The sequence below is a fragment of the Actinocrinis sp. genome, from assembly GCF_035946395.1.
Taxonomy (GTDB): domain Bacteria; phylum Actinomycetota; class Actinomycetes; order Streptomycetales; family Catenulisporaceae; genus Actinocrinis.
In genome coordinates this window covers 1-15,411 of the sequence record NZ_DASYZI010000324.1, presented here as the reverse complement: position 1 = coordinate 15,411, position 15,411 = coordinate 1, and the positions used below count along the sequence as shown (strand labels likewise).

The following is a 15,411-nucleotide window of genomic DNA, read 5'->3' as shown; positions in this document are numbered from 1 at the left end:
ATCCACCACCCGCTCGGAAACGGTCGAGCACACCGCGCGTCTCTGAACGGCAAGTCCGCCAACAGCTTCTACACCGCGTTACGACGCCTGAACTGGCCCACTGACACGCCACTTGAGGTGCTCTGCGCCAACTGCAACTGGGCTGTCCACCTAGGCATTTGCCCGCACCAACTCAAGAGGTAGCCTGAGGCCATGAGCAAACCCTTCATCCTGGGCCAGCGCGTCCTGTACACCGTCACCGCCGACGAGGCCGAAGCCGCCAACGAGCGGCGCCAGACCGCGGTACTCCACAAGCAGCTCGACGACGGCACCCACACCGCACAGGTGCTGCGGATCGGCAACACGGTATACAAGGGCCAGCAGTACCCCGCCGACGTCGTCGCCGTGTTCGACCGCCAGTACGCCAACCTGCAAGTCCACCTCGACGGCAACGACCAGCTGTGGACCACATCGCGCTGCTGGGGCGACGGCGAGGGCTTCTGCCAGGAGACGTCGTTCTGATGTCCGAGGCCTACCACGAGCCGCTCCAGGCGGTCGAGGCCCGGTTCGTCTGCGACTGGAAGAAGCCGCTCGACCAGGTGAGCGTGCAGTTCCAGCTCAGCGCATCGATCCAGGGCCGCGACAACACCGAGTGGGCGCCGTTCACCCCGTCCGGCACGATCAGCATGGTCGTCAACGGCCCGGCTGGCGCCGTGTTCGCCGCAGGCAAGCGGTACCGCGTCCTGATCGAGGAAGTCGGACCCGACGAATGACCCTGACCCTCACCACCAGTGTGCGCGACCAGATCCAGGCCCACGCCCGCGAAGACCACCCAATCGAGGCCTGCGGCGTCCTGATCGCATCCGACACCCACCCCGGCACCGCCAGGTGGGCCGTGCGCATGGCCAACGTCGAGAACTCCGAAACCTGCTTCCGCTTCGACCCCGTCTCGCAGCTCAGCGTCTGGCAGCAGGCCGAAGACGAGGGCAAGCACGTCATCGCCGTCTACCACTCCCACACCGGCAGCGACGCCTTCCCGTCCGGTGTCGACATCGCCTACGCCGCCGACCCCGACGTCCACCACGTCATCATCTCCACACCCGACGACGAGGCGCGCGCGTTCCGCATCATCGACGGCACCGTCACAGAAGAGGACGTGATGATCAGTGAGTGAAGATGGATGGCCTGGTTCGGCCGGTCCGGCGCGCCTGATCCCCTGGGACGCCACCAGCGACCACGAGGTGCGCGAGCTCCTGGCGCTGTTCGCCTACGATCACCTGCCCGAGTACCTGCAGACGGTGAGCAAGCCGTTCCACAAGCTGGCCCACCAGGCCGTCGAGGGGCGGCCGCCTGGTATCCAGGTCCGGCAGGGCCTGTGGGACCTGCTGCGCGCCAAGGACTGCTTCGTCCGAGCCGCAGTCGCCGCGCCGCACGACCCGTCCGACGGGTAGCGTGCTACGGTGATTCCCGTCGCCTGAGACGGCAATGGACCCCCGCGGGACCGCTGCGCAGCCTCGGGCGACCCCTTCGCGGCGTAGAGCAGCTCGGTAGCTCGCTGGGCTCATAACCCAGAGGTCGCCAGTTCAAATCTGGTCGCCGCTACAACCCAAGATCAAACACACATAGAAGAGCGGCCCCCGCAACCAGCGGGGGCCGCTCGCTTACACTGGCGTCCTGTTCTCTCGAGCGGGAACCGGAGCGGCCCTGTTGTGAGCGGGGCCGCTCCACCGTTACCCGGCTGCCTCCTCCGGATACAGGCCCGGCAGCCCGATGGCCGGGCACTCGTAGTCCACCCCGCCGCGCCGCACCTGGTGCCACAGCAGCGTGCGGTCCTCGCGCGCCAGCCGTAGCGTCTCGCACACCGGGCACGAGAGCAGCAGCGGCGCGGCCTCGAGCAGGCTCGTCGGCATCCCGTCGGCGCTCACAGCGCGACCCTGGCGGTGTCGTAGTCCGCGTTCAGCTCGGCCGCGGCGGTTGCTGCGACCTCCTTGTCGGGGGTAGAGCCGTGCTTCACGTCGCCGATCCGGATCCAGCACCAGCTGTCATCCCACGAGTCCCAGACGCTCCAGAGCGTGGTGCCGTCCGTGGACGTGCCGAACTTGCGGACCTGGTACTTCTGCTCGAGGGTCGCCTCGCTGGTCATGGCAGTCGCTTCTCTCTCGAATGAGGTCATGCGACTAGCGTCCCCTAGCCCCATAGTGTCAACGGGCTAGGGGACGCTAGACTAGGGGCATGCAGCAAGAGCTCATGTCCACGATCGAGATCCGCAAGCTCCTCGGCGTCGTCCGCCAGCGCGCCTACCAGATCACCCAGCACCCCAGCTTCCCCCCGCCGCTCGCCGAGCTCGGCATCGGCAAGGTCTGGGATGGCGCCACGGTACGCGCCTGGGCGGCCGCACGCGCCGGTAAGCCCATCGCCGTCCCCGAGCCCCGGCGTGTCACGTGGGCGCCGATCCCCGACAAGCTGCTCGACGGCGCCAGCATCGCCGACGTCGTCGCCCAACAGCAGCACACCCGCGCCGCCGCGCAGGCCCAGCAGCTCTACGACCTCGAGCACGGACGCGTGCCCGTACAGCAGGAACTCGAACCCTGGGACTACCCGGACGAGATCCCGCCCGAGGACTAACACCCCGGGGGCGTAGCTCAACCGGTTAGAGCCGCGGTCTTATAAACAGCGAGACGTGGGTTCAATCCCCACCGCCCCTACCCCGCGCCACACCCATTGCCCCCACGGCAAGCTGAACAGTACGATGCCACCATGGCAATACCCGAGACCACACTCATCGCCCAAGCCCAAAACGGCGACACCAGCGCATTCGCCACCCTCTACGAACAAACACGCGACGAACTCACCAAAGCCGTCGCCGCGAAACTCCACCGCTCCGGGGCCCACCCAGACCACGCCGACGACATCGTCCACGAAACCTACTTTCGAGCCATCCGCGGCCTACCCGACTACGAAGACCGCGGCCGCCCCTTCATCGCCTGGCTGCACACCATCGCCGGATTCCTCGTCCTCGACCTGCTCAAGTCCTCCCGCCACCGCCGCGAATACACCTTCACCCACCTGAGCAGCGGCGGAGACAGCGCCAGCGACGCCTGGTTCGACCGGCCCGACCGCGAACACCAAAGGCCCGAGCAGCAGGTCGTCCGCGCAGACGAGTTCGACCAGCTCATCCCGCTCCTGCACAAGCTCACCGACCTGCAGCGCGAGGCGATGCTGAACCGGTACTACTACGGCCTCACCGTCGAGGAGACCGCCCGCGAGATGGGTATGAAAGCGGGAGCAGTCAAAACCCTGTGCGGCCGCGCCGTCACCGCCATACGGCGCCTACACGCCGCCGAGTATCCGTCCGAGCTCGTCAGGATCACGTAGATGGACTGTGAATCCAGGAAGCGCAGGTACGACACCGAAGCCGCTGCCGAGGCGGAGCTCGCCGTGATCCTCGCGAACGGCGGGAAAAACCGGCACGAGCAGCGCGCCTACGGCCCGTGCCCCTTCTGCTTCGGCTACCACCTCACCAGCCAGAAGCCCCCCGATCCTCTGGCGCGTAGGCGTCGGCGCCCGTAGCCTGAGGCTATGGACACGGCTGACAGCAGGGCCTACGACAGCTACCTCGGCGGCATGAACCCCGGCCCCAGGTACACGGGGCAGCCGAACGTGAAGCCGGCCGACAACTCCCAAGGCGTCCCGGGCACAGCGGTCCCGTCGGTCGGCGACACCGTGAAGCATGCGAAGTCCGGGCAGCTCGGCGAAGTCACCGGGTACGCCGACCACGGCCCCCACGCCGAGCGCTACCCGACCGTCCGCTGGGAAGGCCAGCCCTCGACCGGGTTCACTGCGGACCAGGGCTACTCGCTGGACTCCCTGACCACGCCGTGACGTAGAATCGTCGTCTCGAATGAGCGCCAATGCGAAGCGATCTGACTAGCCCTGCCGAGGTGCGGGGCCGCGCGGTCATCGTCTAGCCGGCCACGCCTGACGGGGCGCAGGAGAGCGAGCGGGACAGGCCCGAAGTCGATACCCCCGGTGGCCGAAAGCACGGGGGTATCGGCGTCTCCAGCGCGCGGTAGGCTGCCAGGATGTGTCCGACATGCGGTGACAGCGGCAGGTTCGTCACGTACAAGTGGGTCGACGGGAAGCGCTACGTGCAGTACACCTGCGGTCAGGGCCACAACTGGCTCGAGGAAGCCTGACGCCGGTAGAGTGGCCGTGCTGTCGCGGCGCTTTCCGGTACCGGCGGACAATCGCAAGCGTGTGGGCGTCGCGGCAGCAACACCGGCCGGTGAGCGCCTCGTGCAGTCGGCCGACTTGATTGCGAACGGCCCGAGTATCGGCCCAAGGTGGAGCGCCGCCGGATGAGATCCGCCGTCGGTTGCAGAGAAGCCGCACCCTACTGTTGGGCGAAACCGATACCCGGGCCGTCCGCGCGCCGCAGAGCTATCCTGCTGGTGTGACAGCCACCTTCCTCTCTCCGCCCGAGGCGGGACGCAGACCGGCGTATCCCTGGCACGAGTGGCTCGACGGCCGCGAGCACACGCTCGTGCGGGGCCGCGACTACTGGGGTACCAACGCCGACTTCTGCCGGCGACTACGCGGTGCGGCCAACGCCCGCAGCCTCCGGTACAAGTTCGACGACCACGACCCCAACTTCCCGATCGTCCAGGCCCTCGGCCCTAGCAAGGTGTCCCGTGACTAGGAGTCGGCGGAAGCCCGCGGCGCAGCGGTACGCCGAGCGTAAGATCCGCGTCGCCCTGGACGCCGTACGCCGCCGTGAACGCGAGGCCGCAGCCGATGCCGCCTACCAGCACTGGACCACCCACATCGCCCCGTTCGAAGACGCCTGGTGCGAGATCGTCGACACCCGCAACCCCACCCGGAGCGCATGATGGCCAGGTCCGCGGCTGCCGTCGCCCGCTGGGAGCGGGAGAAGGCCGAACGCCGGCTCCTCGTCCAGGAAGCCGTCGAGATGCGCAAGAACGCGCACTCGTTCCGGGCGATCGCCGAGCACCAGGGCTGCTCCGTCAACACCGCCGTCGCCAGGTACCGGCGCGGCCTCAAGCAGTACCTCCCCGGCGAGCTAGTCGAGAGTGCGCGCTCGACCGAGCTCGACCGGTTCGACGCCCTGACCCAGATGAACCTGACGCTGCTCGCCGAGGCCGTCACCCGAGGCGACATCGACGCCGTGTGCAAGCTCCAGGACAAGATCCTCGCGATCCACGACCGCCGCGCCAAGCTCATCCCCATGCAGATCCCCGTCAAGATGATCATCGACCAGACCATCGACCACACCACCGACCAAGACCGCGAGCTCGCCGAACTCCTCAGCGCAGCCGCCCAAGACGTCGAGGAGAAAATCGCATGGCTCATGGACAACACGGCCGAGTAGACCCTGCGCGCTGCGGCACCTGCAGCCCGACGTTCTGCGAGGCCGGCCTGTGCGCCGACCCCGCGCCGGCACCCGGCGGCCGGCCGTGGCCGATCGCGCTCGCGTTCCTGGCGTTCGCACTCGCCTCCGCGTTCGCCGGCGCCGCTGCCTGGATGGTGATCCGATGACCGAGATCACCGGCCGCGAAACCGAGTTCGACGGCCCCTACGGCCGCGCCGCCGCATGGCCCGTGCCCGACCACCCGTCCGCTGCCGAGACCGTGTGTAGCTGGATCATCACGCACCCGCAGGGCCACCCGCTGTGGAGTCAGTACCTGCTGGCCGTGGTCCGGCTCACCGACCACCCGGACTTCCTGCCACCGATCCGCCAGTTCGACGGGGCAACCCACGAGCTGCTCGTGATCGCGCTCGACCCGGACAAGGGACCGTACGCGCCGGACACCATGGACCGGTTCCTCGACGCCAGCCTGCCGTTCCTGACCCCGGTCAACGTCGCCCACCAGATTGAGGGCACCGACGCCGAGGCCCGGCTCCTCGCCGCCTACGGCGCCTGGGGCGTCACCGTGGGCGCGCTGTGGCCCGAGACCGCCGACGCGCCAGACCGTGTCCGCGCGCAGTGGAAATCGAGCCTCGTCAAGACGCTGGCCCACATCCGCAACGAGGAGCACGCACTGTGACCGGCCGTACGCTGCGCGCCCAGCTCGCCGCCCAAACGAAGCTCGCCGTGTTCGGCGCGTTCGACGGCGTCGTCACCGTCCTCGGCGCTGTGTTCCCAAACACCGGCAACCCGCACGTGCTAATGCTGACCTGCATCGGGCTCGCCGCCTCCGGAGCGGTCTCCATGGGTGGGGGCGAGCTCGTCTCCGACAGCAACGCCGGCTGGGCCGCGTCCACCGCGATCGGCGCCACCACCGGGCTCGGCACCCTCGTCCCGGCCGCACCGTACCTGTGGACCAGCGGCACCGCGGCCGTCGTGCTCTCAATGCTGCTGTGCGTCGCCGTCGCGCTCGGCATCAGCTGGATCAAGACCACCGACGGCGCGGGCGCCCCTACCTTCCGCCGAGCAGCAGCCCACACCCACGGCATCCTGGCCGTCGCGGTTGCCTTCACGCTGCTCGCCGCATGGGCCACCGGGGCCGTAGGATGACACCGTGGCAAACAACGACGAACCCGACAGCCCCGTCCCGCCCGCGCGGCACGACCACGGCCCCGGCGAACACGCCTGCACCACCGCCCTAGTCGCCGCGATCGACCAGTACCTCAAGCAACACGGCCTGTCCCAACCCGACGTCGTCCTCACCGACGTCCTGATCGCCGCCGCATTCCGCGGCTTCAGCAGCGAAGGCACCAAGACCGCCACCTCCGTGGTCTGCCCCACCGACTCCTCCGTCGCCACCCTGCTCGGCCTAGCCCAGCACGCCAACATCTTCTACGGCAACATGGCCGCCCGCTCCATGGAAGGCGGTACACGGTGAGCCGCCTCGGAGACCACGCCGTCGCCGCCACCTGGCCGGTCGACGTCCCCGTGCCGCTGTGGCGGTACCACACCGACGGCCGCTGGGAGTCCACCGCCCGCTCCCTGCGCTCACCCGGCGCCGACGGCTCGATCGCCTACTACATCGAAACCCTCTCGCCCCTGCTCGTCCGCGACGACGCACCCATGTACGACGACGGCCTGGCGCGCGCCGCCTGCCAGTACCTCCAGGCCTGGGCACTCAAGCACGACATCGAGATCGCCGACGGCCCCTTCCTGCAGCTCCGCGAAGACGACGGCGCCATGCCCCGCGGCTTCATCATGCTCCGCGCCATCGTCTGGTGCGACGAATTCGACTTCATCGTCCCCGTCGACACCCCGGAAGCGGTGGCCGCGTGAACTGCGAGGCCGAGCTCTGCCTGAACTGGACCGGCCAGGGCTGCATCTGCGCGGTCCTCGACCTGGAACCGCAGGTCGAACGGTGGTCCGACGGCATCGACGATTACGACGAAGAGGACGAGGAGCTCGACGATGACGACTGAACGCAAGATCGTCACCGCCCCCGCCGCGCACACCGTCACCTACACCCCGACCGAGGGCGGCATCCTCGTAGGGCACACCCGCTGTTCGGCCCCGGGCGTCTTCGTCCCCGTGCGCCCGGACACCCGCCACGTGCTGGCGATCGACACCTTCCAGGCGATCCTGTCGCACAAGTGCCCGCCCGGCGAGGGAGACAGCGGCATCGAGGACGACCCCGAGAGCTGGATCGAACCGTGACCCGCGACGAGCAGATCGCGCTGCTCACAGCGGCAGCCAACGAATGTCTGGGTGCAGACGAGCCGGACGTGCTTCCCCAGGGCAACGCGTTCGCCACTACGGCGGCAGCAATGAAGCGCGACGCCAACCACACCCCGGACGACCTGGACACCCAGCTGTACTGCGCCGAGCACGTCCAGGAGTACATCGACTCGGTCAAGCTACTGAAAGCGGTATTCGGATGAACCTCTTCGACACCACCAACAGCCCGCTGGAGCCGCTGCAGCCCACACCGGAACAGCTCGCTGCCCGCATGACCCGGGTCGCGGCTGACACGACGGCCACCGAGGCGCATACCCAGATGGAGGTCGGCACCATCATCGCCCTGGCCGAGGCCGGCGGCGAGGAGCACATGACCGCCGTCGCCGAGGTGATCGCCCGCATCCCGAACGGACCGCCCCCGCCGAACGCGCCGATGTACGAGGCCTCGAGCGGTCGCCCGGCGTGGCACGAGAACAACATCCTGCTGTCATGTGAGGTCCGGATCGACGGTCGGGTGTTCGCCGCCCGTGAGGCGTTCGACCCGATGATGCTCGAGATCCAGTTTGGCGGCACCGACAGCGACCGGTTCGAGCACTTCATTGACTTCTTCCTGAAGACCAACTTCGGGAAGGTCGCCGTCGCCGACCCGGCGTCGACCAAGTTCCTGCGCGACCGGGTATGGATCGTCAAGCCGGGCGACACCCACGACTTCCGGCGCTGCGCCAAGAACAGCGAGCCGCCGGTCTATCCGCGCTGCACGATGGGCGTCATCACCACGAAGCCGTTCGAGATCGTCCCCGGCGAGTACGACAAGTGGAACGTGAAGATGCCGCCGTATGCGAAGGTCGACAAGAGCGCGGTGCTCGGCCAGTGCCCGTGCCGCTGCCACCGCGACAACTTCTACGGCAACGGGGCGAAGCGCTTCGCTGCGCTGAACGGCCTCGCGGTGTTCGACGAGCTGATGGTCGACGAGGAAGGCAAGCCGCGTGACCATGATCGCTAATCACATCATCGTTGACCGCGACGAGCACGGCGCACCCTGCCTACGCATCGACGACTTGGTGTTCGACTTTGCGATCGCCAACCGCGGCATCACGGTGCCAGCGCCGTCGCTCGACGAGACCCCGACTGTCACCGTGACCTTCCTCGCCGAGAAGGTGACGATGATCAACGACCTGGACAACATCGTCCGCTCAGCTGGTCCGCCCTACCGCTGTGGCCACCGCGGTTGCCTCGGCCACCACGACACGATGCATGAGAGCTGCTGCTGATGTTCGATCTGATCGACCTGGTGCTGGACACGATCGAGGACCTGATCGAGCTCGCGGTCGCCCCGCTGGCCCGGCGAGCAGCTCGCGCACGGCAGCGTCGCGCCGAGGTTCAGGACGGCCGCTGAGCGCCGCCGCTACCTGCGACGGCGAACACGAGGCACACTGGTTCCATGACCACACGGCGACCGGTCGGCTCCGGAGACGCGCTCGGCGGCGACAACCTCAACGCCACCCGCCGCGACCGCATGACCAAGGGCTGGCCCATGGACGTCGGCTCAGCCGGCGCCGACCCGTCCGCCGCGCAGGGCATCAACCAGTGGCCCGGCGCCAACCCCACCACGGTCAAGAAGCCGTCCGTCCTCGACTACCAGACCTACGAGGCCGTCCCCGGCCAGCAGCACGTCGTCATGCACCGCGGCGTCCCGGTCGGGTATGTGAGCAGGTACCAGGATCCGGGCCACGGCCCGCTCTGGTCGGCCACCCTGGCGGACGGCTTCCACGCCAGAAACCCCAGCCACGCCCAGACACAGCGCGGATTCGTCAACGCGTCCGACGCCCACGGCAACCTCATGGACAGGCACCGAGATGTCGCACAAATCGAAAACGTCGGAGTCTGGCGACCCGCGCTCGACGGCGGACCCAACCTCCCCGGCCACTAACGCTTTCGGCCAGCCGGTCGACGGGCCGCTCTTGGTGAGCAAGTACAGCGCTCCCGGGCTGCTGCCGATGTGCGAGCCGATCGAGTACCCGCCGATCCCGGACTGGGTCTTCCAGCACGACGCCTTCATGCGCAACTGCGGCTACCAGCGCGCGGATTTGGGGCTCGACGCGGACATGTCCAACGTCGTTGCCCGCTACACGCGTGCCGACAAACCGGCGCTCACCTGGCAGGAAGTCTTCGGGGCGATGGATCGGCTCGTCGACAAGAGCCGGGCCGAGCAGTGGATGCTGGGGCCGCTGCTGCTGCCGCACTGGCTACCCGAGCCGCTGCGGCCCGTCGCCGAACTGTGGGCGCGGGAGCACGGGTGGGACGGCGTCGTGTACGACGAGCCGCCGTCATGGCTGCGTGACCGTCCGATGAAGACCAACCCGGAAGTGTGGCATGGCTGAGATGGACAAGCCGTTGGGCCCCGACGAGATCCGAGTCATCAGCCGCAGTCCTCTCGTAGTCATGGTGCCGAGCTGGACGACGCCGATCGGGTGCGAGCGGGTGCTCGAGGCCTATCCTGGTGCTCAACTGGTTTACGCCGACCCCGCATAACTAGTCTGCGGACTAGTGATCGTGTCTACCTGGAAGGAGGTTCCCACTGATGCCAGCAGAGAAGAAGAGCAGCGGCCACCGTAAGTCGCCTGGGCCCGACCACTCGCAAGCTCAGTGGCGAATAGATTCCTCTACGCCACCGGCAAACCGTTCGCGCACCGCTGGGCTGAGGAGATCGTCGCGACCCGCGGCCCGAAGACCGGCTACCACTCGCTGCCCGAGAAGAAGACGGCGTCGGCGAGGCGCGGGAAGTGAGCTGGGCCGAGTGGGACGCCCACCGTGCGCTGTCCGGGGATGCGGTGCGCGACTCGCTGGAGCAGTCGCGGGGTCGGCTGACTAGCGAGTCGGCGCAGCGTGTCCGGCACTACACGGGCGACGGGTTCAGTCAGATGAACAAGCGGCTGCGGGACGGCACGCAGGACGCGGCGGACAAGAAGGGCACCGACGCCCTGGGGAAGATCGTGGGGAAGTCCAAGGCGAGCAGCGACATGGTGCTGCTGCACGGCCGCACGCACCTGGCGGAGGTGAAGCCGGGCGACGACATCCACGAGCCCGGCTTCCTGTCGACCACCACCGACAGTGCGATGGCCCGCAACTTCGCCGGCGTCGGGAAGAACAATGCGATCGTCCGGGTGCGGCTGAAGCAGGGCGAGTCGGCGCTGTCCACCCGCGGGCTGACGGACAACCCGACCGAGAAGGAGGTGCTGCTTCCGGCGGGGCAGCACTACCGGGTGCTGAACGTCCAGACCGTGAAGGGCCAGTTCGGTCAGCCGACGCGCCTGGTGGACGTCGAGATCCACCACGACGAGGACGCCGGCAGTAACCGCGCGCTGACCGAGACCACCCGATCCGCCCGGCGCCTGTCGGCGGACGTCGAGAAGGGCAAGTGAACCCGTGAGGATGCAGTGCGATCAGGAAGGCCCGGGTAGCCGGGCCCAGATCGTCGAGTACGTGCAAACGGTGCTCGAGCAGAACGTGGCCGGCCTGCAGCCAGGACGCTGTGTGTCGTACGGTCTTCCCGGGTTGGCCAACGGCATCGTAATCTCGATCTTGCACCGGCTCGGGATCGAGGATCCCCACGCGCCGTTCGTCGACTACGAGGAGTTCGAATAACATGATCACCCTTCCGCCTGTGGGGTCGATCGGCCTGGTCAAGGTCCGCGGCATCGTCGGTGAGGCGATCGGGGCCGCGGAGTGGCTGGCCGACAAGATCGACCGCAAGACGTTCACCGACTACGAGCACGCGTTCGTCCTCACCTCCGTCGGCGACCCGGCCGACCCGCTCGCCCAGGCCCGCGTCGCCGAAGCAGAGCCCGGTGGCGTGCGGGTGAGCTACCTGAACGAGTACCACGGCCGCGACGTACTGTGGATCCCGTGCCCCCCGCAGTACGGCACCGCGATGGTCCACTACGCCCTGTCGTACGTCGGGGTCGGCTACTCGGACCTGGACTACGTTGCCATCGCCGCGCACGTCCTCGGCCTGGACCCGTTCCAGTTCGGCCGCGACATCGTCGACCACACTGGGCACGTGGTCTGCTCGATGATGGCCGTCGCCGCGGCGCAGAGGTCCGGTTGGCCGCTCGTCGCGCCGTCCGAGTTCGCCGGCTACTTCACGCCTGACGACCTGGCCAAGTACGCCCCGGCCGGGGCGGTGCCGCAGCTGATCGCATGACTACCATCGCCGACACGCCTGCGGCGATTGACCCAGACGAGCCGCCGTCGTTCCCCACTGCCATCATCTCCCCGTCCGAGCACTTCCAGTACCTGGCCGGTGAAACGTCCGAGACGTTCGACCCAGACAGGTACGTGCGCTCACGAGACCGCACGCACAAGGGCAAGAGCCTGCTCGCCACCAGCAGCGAGTACCGCCGCATCGCGACACGGCTGGACCCGATGCTGTTCGCGCTGCTTTACCTACGTCCGCACATGCGCAGCGAGGCCACCCGCAATCAGATCACGTTCTGCGACGCGCACCTGGACTGGTGCAAGGAGGCACTCGGCTGGGCTGCGCCGTCGCGCATGCCCCGAGCGGACCGCGATGTCTACGTCGCCCCGCGCGAGCTCGGCAAGGCCCTGACGCTCGACACGCCGATCCCCACCCCGTCCGGCTGGACGACCATGGGCAAGATCCGGGTCGGCGACGAACTATTCGACCAGGACGGCAACGTCTGCCGCGTCACGGCCAAGTCGCAGGTCTGGGACGACTCCACATGGCGGGTGCACTTCGGCGACGGCACCCACGTCGACACGCACGCTAACCACGAGTGGGTGGCGGTCGACAGCCGTGCGAAGGAGCGGTACAACACCGGCCGGATCGGTCGCGGAGGCCCGCGCACCGGGTCGCCGAAGGACTGGCGTGACCACTGGAGCCAGCACACCACAGTTACCACCGAGCAGATGGCCCAGAGCCTTCGCTACGGCAGCCGCGGCGACTACCGGTGGCGTGTGCCCAACGCCCGCGCCCTGCAACTGCCCGACGTCGACTTGCCGATCGACCCGTACGTGCTCGGGTTCTGGCTCGGCGACGGCACCGCAGCCAACGGCCAGATCACCGTGAACATCGACGACTATCCGGAGATTGCCCACCGATTCGGGGCCCACACACTACCGCCCTCTGGCGAGCAGCGCGGCGCGTACCGGATCAACGTCACCGGCCTGATCGGGAAGCTGCGCGCCCTAGGGTTGCTCGGTGCCAAGCACATCCCCACCCAGTACCTGCGCGCCTCGATCGCCCAGCGGCGCGAGTTCGTGCGCGGCCTGATGGACTCGGACGGCTACCGCACCACCAAGGGCGGCGACGAGATCAGCCTCAACGACATTCGGCTGGCCGGCGACGTCCTCGAGTTGTTCCGTTCCATGGGTCTGGCCGCACGTATGCATTCGGCCGAGTCCAAGCTCAACGACCGCATCACCGGTATCCGGTACCGGATCAATGCCAGGTTCGACTTCCGCCCCTACACGTTGGCCAGGTACGGCTGGGCGCCCGCGACTGTCCAGGCCTCGCGCATGACGAGCCGCACCGTGACCGCTATCGAGGAGCTCGATGCGCAGCCCACGCAGTGCATCACCGTCGACAGCCCCTCGCATCTGTTCCTCGTCGGCCGCGCGATGGTGCCGACCCATAACAGCACGTGGTTCTTCCTGATCCTGCCCTTGTGGGCCGCGGCGCACGGGCACCGGAAGTTCATCGCCGCGTTCGCCGACTCCGGCACCCAGGCCGAGATGCACCTGTCGACGTTCAAGAACGAGCTCGAGTCCAACGTCCTGCTGCAGCGGGACTACCCGATGCTGTGCGAACCCGCCACCCGGCGCCGGGGGATGACGCAGTCGGACACCAAGGGCCTGACGATCCGCAAGTCCGGATTCGTGTTCGGCGCCCGCGGCGCGGACTCCAAGGCGCTCGGTATGAAGGTCGGGCACCAGCGCCCGGACATGCTGATCCTCGACGACATCGAGCCCGGCGAGGACCAGTACAGCGAGTACCAGGTCCAGGGACGCCTGACCACGATCATCGACGTGATCTTCCCGCTGTCCGAGTACGCTCGCGTCGTCCTGGTCGGCACCGTCACGCTGCCCGGTTCGATCGTGCACCAGCTCGTCAAGTCCGTCACCGAACCGGACGACGACGTGCCGGAGTGGATCGGCGAGCAGAACATGCGGGTGCACTACTACCCGCCGATCATCGCGAACGACGACGGCACCGAACGCTCGATCTGGCCGGCGAAGTGGCCGATCGCCTACCTGCAGGCGATCCGCCACACCCGCAGCTTCTTGAAGAACTTCGCCAACTCGCCGATGGGCATGGACGGCGACTACTGGTCGAAGGACGACTTCGTCTACGGGCAGCTCGAGGGCAAGACCCGCGTCATGCTCTCCATCGACCCCGCCGGGAAGGACAAGAAGACCAGCGACTGGACCGGCCTCGCCGTCGTCGGCTGGGCACCCCCGGCCAAGCGCACCGGGATCACCCCGATCGACCCGGACGACGTCCAGGCCGCGATCACCGGCAACCTGGGCATGTGCGAGGTCATGTACGCCAAGGCCGTGAAACTCATCGGGGAGCGTTTGCGGGCGGAGGTGCTGCGGATCCTGGAGATGTACCCGGAGATCGGCCTTGTGCTGATCGAGGTGAACCAGGGCGGCGAGCACTGGCTCGACATCCTCCACCACCTCCCCTGCAAGATCCAGATGATCGACCAGTCCGTCGACAAACGCGTCCGCGCCTCGCAGTCCTTGGCGCACTACCAGCGTCGCCGCGTCGTCCACTCCGCCCGGCTGAACGCCGCCGAGGAGCAGATGGTCAGCTTCCCGAAGGGCCCGAACGACGACATGGTCGACGCCATCGGCTCCGCCGTCACCCGGCTGCTACGCCGGCCGAAGAAAACCGGCATCCAGGCCAGCAACGTCGGCAACTACGCCTGAACCCGAGCCTGCGCCGGGCGCTGGCTGCGCGGGGTGGTGACGCACAGCGGGCACTCGTCCGGCACATGCCGGTCGTCCGGATTGACCGTGTACTCGCCGAACTTCACCACGGCCTGGAACCGGCGGATCGTGGCCGCCGTGGCGTGCCCGTACCGTATCGCGGCGTAGTGCAGGCGCGCCTGCTTCTCGCCCGTCTGCATGCCCATCAGTGGCCCAACGCCAATGCGAGGGCCCGGACGATCTGGTCGGCGATCCGCTCCAGTTCGTTGGCCATCTCGACGTGGCCGAGGTCGCGCTCGCGGTACGACTCGGCGATCAACATGCCGCCCGCGATCGCGGCCTGACCTCGGTTCAGGTAGACCGTGACAACCGGGCTGCCGCTCTCGGTGTTGTCCTCCCGTACCGCGGCGCCCGTGGTGGGCTCCTGCTTGGCCCAGCCGAGCCGCTCGAGGACATCGAACGTCTTCAGCGCGATCTCCGCGACCTTGCGGCCGTCCTGGAGCACATCGCGGAACTCGAGCAGCAGCGCGTTGCGCAACTCCTGCTCGACAGGCGTCCATTCGGTCATCGTGAACTCCTAACATGGGTGCGTCCCGTGCCTGAGGAGAGCAGGCACGGGACGCAGGGTGGGCTACTTCTTTGCAGCGATCATGCGCGCGTACAGGTCGATCGCCGAGTCCTGGAGCTCGGCGACGGTGGGGGCAAGCTTCTGCCTGGCGGCGTCCCTGGCGGCGTCCCTGGCGGCGTCCCTGGCGGCGTCCCTGGCGGCGGCCCAGGCGGCGTCCCTGGCGGCGTCCCTGGCGGCGTCCCTGGCGGCG

The 15,411-nt window shown here is 68.1% G+C and carries 33 protein-coding genes, 2 tRNA genes and 1 pseudogene; 31 read left to right on the top strand and 5 right to left on the bottom strand.

Features of this window, described 5'->3' with window-relative positions; all coding sequences use genetic code 11:
- Nucleotides 1-192: 192 nt before the first annotated feature.
- The 5 genes from VGS97_RS20020 to VGS97_RS20000 all read left to right on the top strand — a co-directional run bounded on the left by VGS97_RS20020 (nt 193) and on the right by VGS97_RS20000 (nt 1,581).
- A complete protein-coding gene (locus tag VGS97_RS20020) occupies nt 193-501 on the top strand; it encodes a hypothetical protein (RefSeq protein WP_326855124.1) in 309 nt (102 codons plus the stop codon).
- Nucleotides 501-752, top strand: a complete 252-nt coding sequence (locus VGS97_RS20015) for a hypothetical protein (protein WP_326855123.1) — start codon at nt 501-503, stop codon at nt 750-752. The genes VGS97_RS20020 and VGS97_RS20015 overlap by 1 nt, the downstream gene beginning before the upstream one ends.
- Nucleotides 749-1,153, top strand: a complete 405-nt coding sequence (locus VGS97_RS20010; RefSeq protein ID WP_326855122.1) for a M67 family metallopeptidase — start codon at nt 749-751, stop codon at nt 1,151-1,153. The genes VGS97_RS20015 and VGS97_RS20010 overlap by 4 nt, the downstream gene beginning before the upstream one ends.
- Complete coding sequence (locus tag VGS97_RS20005; protein ID WP_326855121.1) at nt 1,146-1,430, top strand: hypothetical protein; 285 nt, start codon at nt 1,146-1,148, stop codon at nt 1,428-1,430. Before VGS97_RS20010 ends, VGS97_RS20005 begins: the two co-directional genes overlap by 8 nt.
- A 77-nt stretch (nt 1,431-1,507) precedes the next feature.
- Nucleotides 1,508-1,581, top strand: a tRNA-Met gene (locus tag VGS97_RS20000).
- 128 nt (nt 1,582-1,709) lie between these two features.
- On the opposite strand, the gene VGS97_RS19995 is transcribed toward VGS97_RS20000, so the two are convergent.
- Both VGS97_RS19995 and VGS97_RS19990 read right to left on the bottom strand, forming a co-directional pair.
- On the bottom strand, nt 1,710-1,904 hold the full coding sequence (locus VGS97_RS19995) for a hypothetical protein (protein ID WP_326855120.1): 195 nt from the start codon (nt 1,902-1,904) through the stop codon (nt 1,710-1,712).
- Complete coding sequence (locus VGS97_RS19990; RefSeq protein WP_326855119.1) at nt 1,901-2,122, bottom strand: hypothetical protein; 222 nt, start codon at nt 2,120-2,122, stop codon at nt 1,901-1,903. The genes VGS97_RS19995 and VGS97_RS19990 overlap by 4 nt, the downstream gene beginning before the upstream one ends.
- A gap of 89 nt (nt 2,123-2,211) precedes the next feature.
- Between VGS97_RS19990 and VGS97_RS19985 the strand changes: the two genes are divergently transcribed.
- From VGS97_RS19985 to VGS97_RS19860, 26 genes are all read left to right on the top strand, one after another.
- On the top strand, nt 2,212-2,604 hold the full coding sequence (locus VGS97_RS19985) for a hypothetical protein (RefSeq protein ID WP_326855118.1): 393 nt from the start codon (nt 2,212-2,214) through the stop codon (nt 2,602-2,604).
- A 6-nt stretch (nt 2,605-2,610) separates the two neighbouring features.
- Nucleotides 2,611-2,684, top strand: a tRNA-Ile gene (locus VGS97_RS19980).
- Between the two features lie 52 nt (nt 2,685-2,736).
- Nucleotides 2,737-3,354: an RNA polymerase sigma factor gene (locus VGS97_RS19975; RefSeq protein WP_326855117.1), complete on the top strand. Its 618-nt coding sequence runs from the start codon at nt 2,737-2,739 to the stop codon at nt 3,352-3,354.
- Entirely contained in the window at nt 3,355-3,549 is a 195-nt protein-coding gene (locus tag VGS97_RS19970; protein ID WP_326855116.1) for a hypothetical protein, read from the top strand.
- Nucleotides 3,550-3,558: 9 nt separating this feature from the next.
- Nucleotides 3,559-3,861: a hypothetical protein gene (locus tag VGS97_RS19965; RefSeq protein ID WP_326855115.1), complete on the top strand. Its 303-nt coding sequence runs from the start codon at nt 3,559-3,561 to the stop codon at nt 3,859-3,861.
- Between the two features lie 571 nt (nt 3,862-4,432).
- Nucleotides 4,433-4,678, top strand: a complete 246-nt coding sequence (locus tag VGS97_RS19960) for a hypothetical protein (protein WP_326855114.1) — start codon at nt 4,433-4,435, stop codon at nt 4,676-4,678.
- Entirely contained in the window at nt 4,671-4,868 is a 198-nt protein-coding gene (locus VGS97_RS19955) for a hypothetical protein (protein WP_326855113.1), read from the top strand. The genes VGS97_RS19960 and VGS97_RS19955 overlap by 8 nt, the downstream gene beginning before the upstream one ends.
- Nucleotides 4,868-5,368, top strand: coding sequence for a hypothetical protein (locus VGS97_RS19950; protein ID WP_326855112.1), 501 nt, complete (start codon nt 4,868-4,870; stop codon nt 5,366-5,368). The genes VGS97_RS19955 and VGS97_RS19950 overlap by 1 nt, the downstream gene beginning before the upstream one ends.
- On the top strand, nt 5,341-5,535 hold the full coding sequence (locus VGS97_RS19945; protein WP_326855111.1) for a hypothetical protein: 195 nt from the start codon (nt 5,341-5,343) through the stop codon (nt 5,533-5,535). Before VGS97_RS19950 ends, VGS97_RS19945 begins: the two co-directional genes overlap by 28 nt.
- On the top strand, nt 5,532-6,044 hold the full coding sequence (locus VGS97_RS19940) for a hypothetical protein (RefSeq protein ID WP_326855110.1): 513 nt from the start codon (nt 5,532-5,534) through the stop codon (nt 6,042-6,044). The genes VGS97_RS19945 and VGS97_RS19940 overlap by 4 nt, the downstream gene beginning before the upstream one ends.
- Nucleotides 6,041-6,514, top strand: coding sequence for a hypothetical protein (locus VGS97_RS19935; RefSeq protein ID WP_326855109.1), 474 nt, complete (start codon nt 6,041-6,043; stop codon nt 6,512-6,514). Before VGS97_RS19940 ends, VGS97_RS19935 begins: the two co-directional genes overlap by 4 nt.
- 4 nt (nt 6,515-6,518) lie before the next feature.
- Nucleotides 6,519-6,842: a hypothetical protein gene (locus tag VGS97_RS19930; RefSeq protein WP_326855108.1), complete on the top strand. Its 324-nt coding sequence runs from the start codon at nt 6,519-6,521 to the stop codon at nt 6,840-6,842.
- A complete protein-coding gene (locus VGS97_RS19925) occupies nt 6,839-7,240 on the top strand; it encodes a hypothetical protein (protein WP_326855107.1) in 402 nt (133 codons plus the stop codon). The genes VGS97_RS19930 and VGS97_RS19925 overlap by 4 nt, the downstream gene beginning before the upstream one ends.
- Complete coding sequence (locus VGS97_RS19920) at nt 7,237-7,383, top strand: hypothetical protein (protein ID WP_326855106.1); 147 nt, start codon at nt 7,237-7,239, stop codon at nt 7,381-7,383. The genes VGS97_RS19925 and VGS97_RS19920 overlap by 4 nt, the downstream gene beginning before the upstream one ends.
- Nucleotides 7,373-7,618, top strand: coding sequence for a hypothetical protein (locus VGS97_RS19915; RefSeq protein WP_326855105.1), 246 nt, complete (start codon nt 7,373-7,375; stop codon nt 7,616-7,618). Before VGS97_RS19920 ends, VGS97_RS19915 begins: the two co-directional genes overlap by 11 nt.
- Entirely contained in the window at nt 7,615-7,842 is a 228-nt protein-coding gene (locus VGS97_RS19910; protein ID WP_326855104.1) for a hypothetical protein, read from the top strand. Before VGS97_RS19915 ends, VGS97_RS19910 begins: the two co-directional genes overlap by 4 nt.
- Nucleotides 7,839-8,642 (top strand): hypothetical protein, encoded by an 804-nt coding sequence (locus VGS97_RS19905; protein ID WP_326855103.1) that lies wholly within the window; start codon nt 7,839-7,841, stop codon nt 8,640-8,642. The genes VGS97_RS19910 and VGS97_RS19905 overlap by 4 nt, the downstream gene beginning before the upstream one ends.
- Entirely contained in the window at nt 8,626-8,910 is a 285-nt protein-coding gene (locus VGS97_RS19900) for a hypothetical protein (protein WP_326855102.1), read from the top strand. Before VGS97_RS19905 ends, VGS97_RS19900 begins: the two co-directional genes overlap by 17 nt.
- Nucleotides 8,910-9,035, top strand: coding sequence for a hypothetical protein (locus VGS97_RS19895; protein WP_326855101.1), 126 nt, complete (start codon nt 8,910-8,912; stop codon nt 9,033-9,035). Before VGS97_RS19900 ends, VGS97_RS19895 begins: the two co-directional genes overlap by 1 nt.
- Nucleotides 9,036-9,080: 45 nt before the next feature.
- On the top strand, nt 9,081-9,569 hold the full coding sequence (locus tag VGS97_RS19890; RefSeq protein WP_326855100.1) for a hypothetical protein: 489 nt from the start codon (nt 9,081-9,083) through the stop codon (nt 9,567-9,569).
- Between the two features lie 34 nt (nt 9,570-9,603).
- Complete coding sequence (locus tag VGS97_RS19885; protein WP_326855099.1) at nt 9,604-10,020, top strand: hypothetical protein; 417 nt, start codon at nt 9,604-9,606, stop codon at nt 10,018-10,020.
- Nucleotides 10,021-10,285: 265 nt separating this feature from the next.
- Nucleotides 10,286-10,426, top strand: coding sequence for a hypothetical protein (locus tag VGS97_RS19880; RefSeq protein ID WP_326855098.1), 141 nt, complete (start codon nt 10,286-10,288; stop codon nt 10,424-10,426).
- Entirely contained in the window at nt 10,423-11,061 is a 639-nt protein-coding gene (locus tag VGS97_RS19875; RefSeq protein WP_326855097.1) for an ADP-ribosyltransferase, read from the top strand. Before VGS97_RS19880 ends, VGS97_RS19875 begins: the two co-directional genes overlap by 4 nt.
- A 61-nt stretch (nt 11,062-11,122) precedes the next feature.
- A complete protein-coding gene (locus tag VGS97_RS19870) occupies nt 11,123-11,284 on the top strand; it encodes a hypothetical protein (RefSeq protein WP_326855096.1) in 162 nt (53 codons plus the stop codon).
- Nucleotide 11,285: 1 nt separating this feature from the next.
- Nucleotides 11,286-11,843, top strand: a complete 558-nt coding sequence (locus VGS97_RS19865; protein WP_326855095.1) for a hypothetical protein — start codon at nt 11,286-11,288, stop codon at nt 11,841-11,843.
- Nucleotides 11,840-14,593, top strand: coding sequence for a hypothetical protein (locus VGS97_RS19860; RefSeq protein WP_326855094.1), 2,754 nt, complete (start codon nt 11,840-11,842; stop codon nt 14,591-14,593). Before VGS97_RS19865 ends, VGS97_RS19860 begins: the two co-directional genes overlap by 4 nt.
- Here VGS97_RS19860 and VGS97_RS19855 read toward each other — a convergent pair.
- The 3 genes and pseudogenes from VGS97_RS19855 to VGS97_RS19845 all read right to left on the bottom strand — a co-directional run.
- On the bottom strand, nt 14,584-14,793 hold the full coding sequence (locus VGS97_RS19855) for a hypothetical protein (protein WP_326855093.1): 210 nt from the start codon (nt 14,791-14,793) through the stop codon (nt 14,584-14,586). The two genes, VGS97_RS19860 and VGS97_RS19855, sit on opposite strands and share 10 nt — an antisense overlap.
- A 5-nt stretch (nt 14,794-14,798) precedes the next feature.
- Nucleotides 14,799-15,161 (bottom strand): hypothetical protein, encoded by a 363-nt coding sequence (locus VGS97_RS19850; RefSeq protein ID WP_326855092.1) that lies wholly within the window; start codon nt 15,159-15,161, stop codon nt 14,799-14,801.
- A 63-nt stretch (nt 15,162-15,224) separates the two neighbouring features.
- Nucleotides 15,225-15,411, bottom strand: a pseudogene (locus tag VGS97_RS19845) (hypothetical protein); the annotation flags it as partial.

Bases quoted from the DNA above. Each gene is read 5' to 3' on its own strand.
- VGS97_RS20020 (WP_326855124.1), top strand. From the start codon at position 193: ATGAGCAAACCCTTCATCCTGGGCCAGCGCGTCCTGTACACCGTCACC.
- VGS97_RS20015 (WP_326855123.1), top strand. From the start codon at position 501: ATGTCCGAGGCCTACCACGAGCCGCTCCAGGCGGTCGAGGCCCGGTTC.
- VGS97_RS20010 (WP_326855122.1), top strand. From the start codon at position 749: ATGACCCTGACCCTCACCACCAGTGTGCGCGACCAGATCCAGGCCCAC.
- VGS97_RS19990 (WP_326855119.1), bottom strand. From the start codon at position 2,122: ATGACCAGCGAGGCGACCCTCGAGCAGAAGTACCAGGTCCGCAAGTTC.
- VGS97_RS19985 (WP_326855118.1), top strand. From the start codon at position 2,212: ATGCAGCAAGAGCTCATGTCCACGATCGAGATCCGCAAGCTCCTCGGC.
- VGS97_RS19975 (WP_326855117.1), top strand. From the start codon at position 2,737: ATGGCAATACCCGAGACCACACTCATCGCCCAAGCCCAAAACGGCGAC.
- VGS97_RS19970 (WP_326855116.1), top strand. From the start codon at position 3,355: ATGGACTGTGAATCCAGGAAGCGCAGGTACGACACCGAAGCCGCTGCC.
- VGS97_RS19965 (WP_326855115.1), top strand. From the start codon at position 3,559: ATGGACACGGCTGACAGCAGGGCCTACGACAGCTACCTCGGCGGCATG.
- VGS97_RS19950 (WP_326855112.1), top strand. From the start codon at position 4,868: ATGGCCAGGTCCGCGGCTGCCGTCGCCCGCTGGGAGCGGGAGAAGGCC.
- VGS97_RS19945 (WP_326855111.1), top strand. From the start codon at position 5,341: ATGGCTCATGGACAACACGGCCGAGTAGACCCTGCGCGCTGCGGCACC.
- VGS97_RS19940 (WP_326855110.1), top strand. From the start codon at position 5,532: ATGACCGAGATCACCGGCCGCGAAACCGAGTTCGACGGCCCCTACGGC.
- VGS97_RS19915 (WP_326855105.1), top strand. From the start codon at position 7,373: ATGACGACTGAACGCAAGATCGTCACCGCCCCCGCCGCGCACACCGTC.
- VGS97_RS19905 (WP_326855103.1), top strand. From the start codon at position 7,839: ATGAACCTCTTCGACACCACCAACAGCCCGCTGGAGCCGCTGCAGCCC.
- VGS97_RS19895 (WP_326855101.1), top strand. From the start codon at position 8,910: ATGTTCGATCTGATCGACCTGGTGCTGGACACGATCGAGGACCTGATC.
- VGS97_RS19890 (WP_326855100.1), top strand. From the start codon at position 9,081: ATGACCACACGGCGACCGGTCGGCTCCGGAGACGCGCTCGGCGGCGAC.
- VGS97_RS19865 (WP_326855095.1), top strand. From the start codon at position 11,286: ATGATCACCCTTCCGCCTGTGGGGTCGATCGGCCTGGTCAAGGTCCGC.
- VGS97_RS19860 (WP_326855094.1), top strand. From the start codon at position 11,840: ATGACTACCATCGCCGACACGCCTGCGGCGATTGACCCAGACGAGCCG.
- VGS97_RS19855 (WP_326855093.1), bottom strand. From the start codon at position 14,793: ATGCAGACGGGCGAGAAGCAGGCGCGCCTGCACTACGCCGCGATACGG.
- VGS97_RS19850 (WP_326855092.1), bottom strand. From the start codon at position 15,161: ATGACCGAATGGACGCCTGTCGAGCAGGAGTTGCGCAACGCGCTGCTG.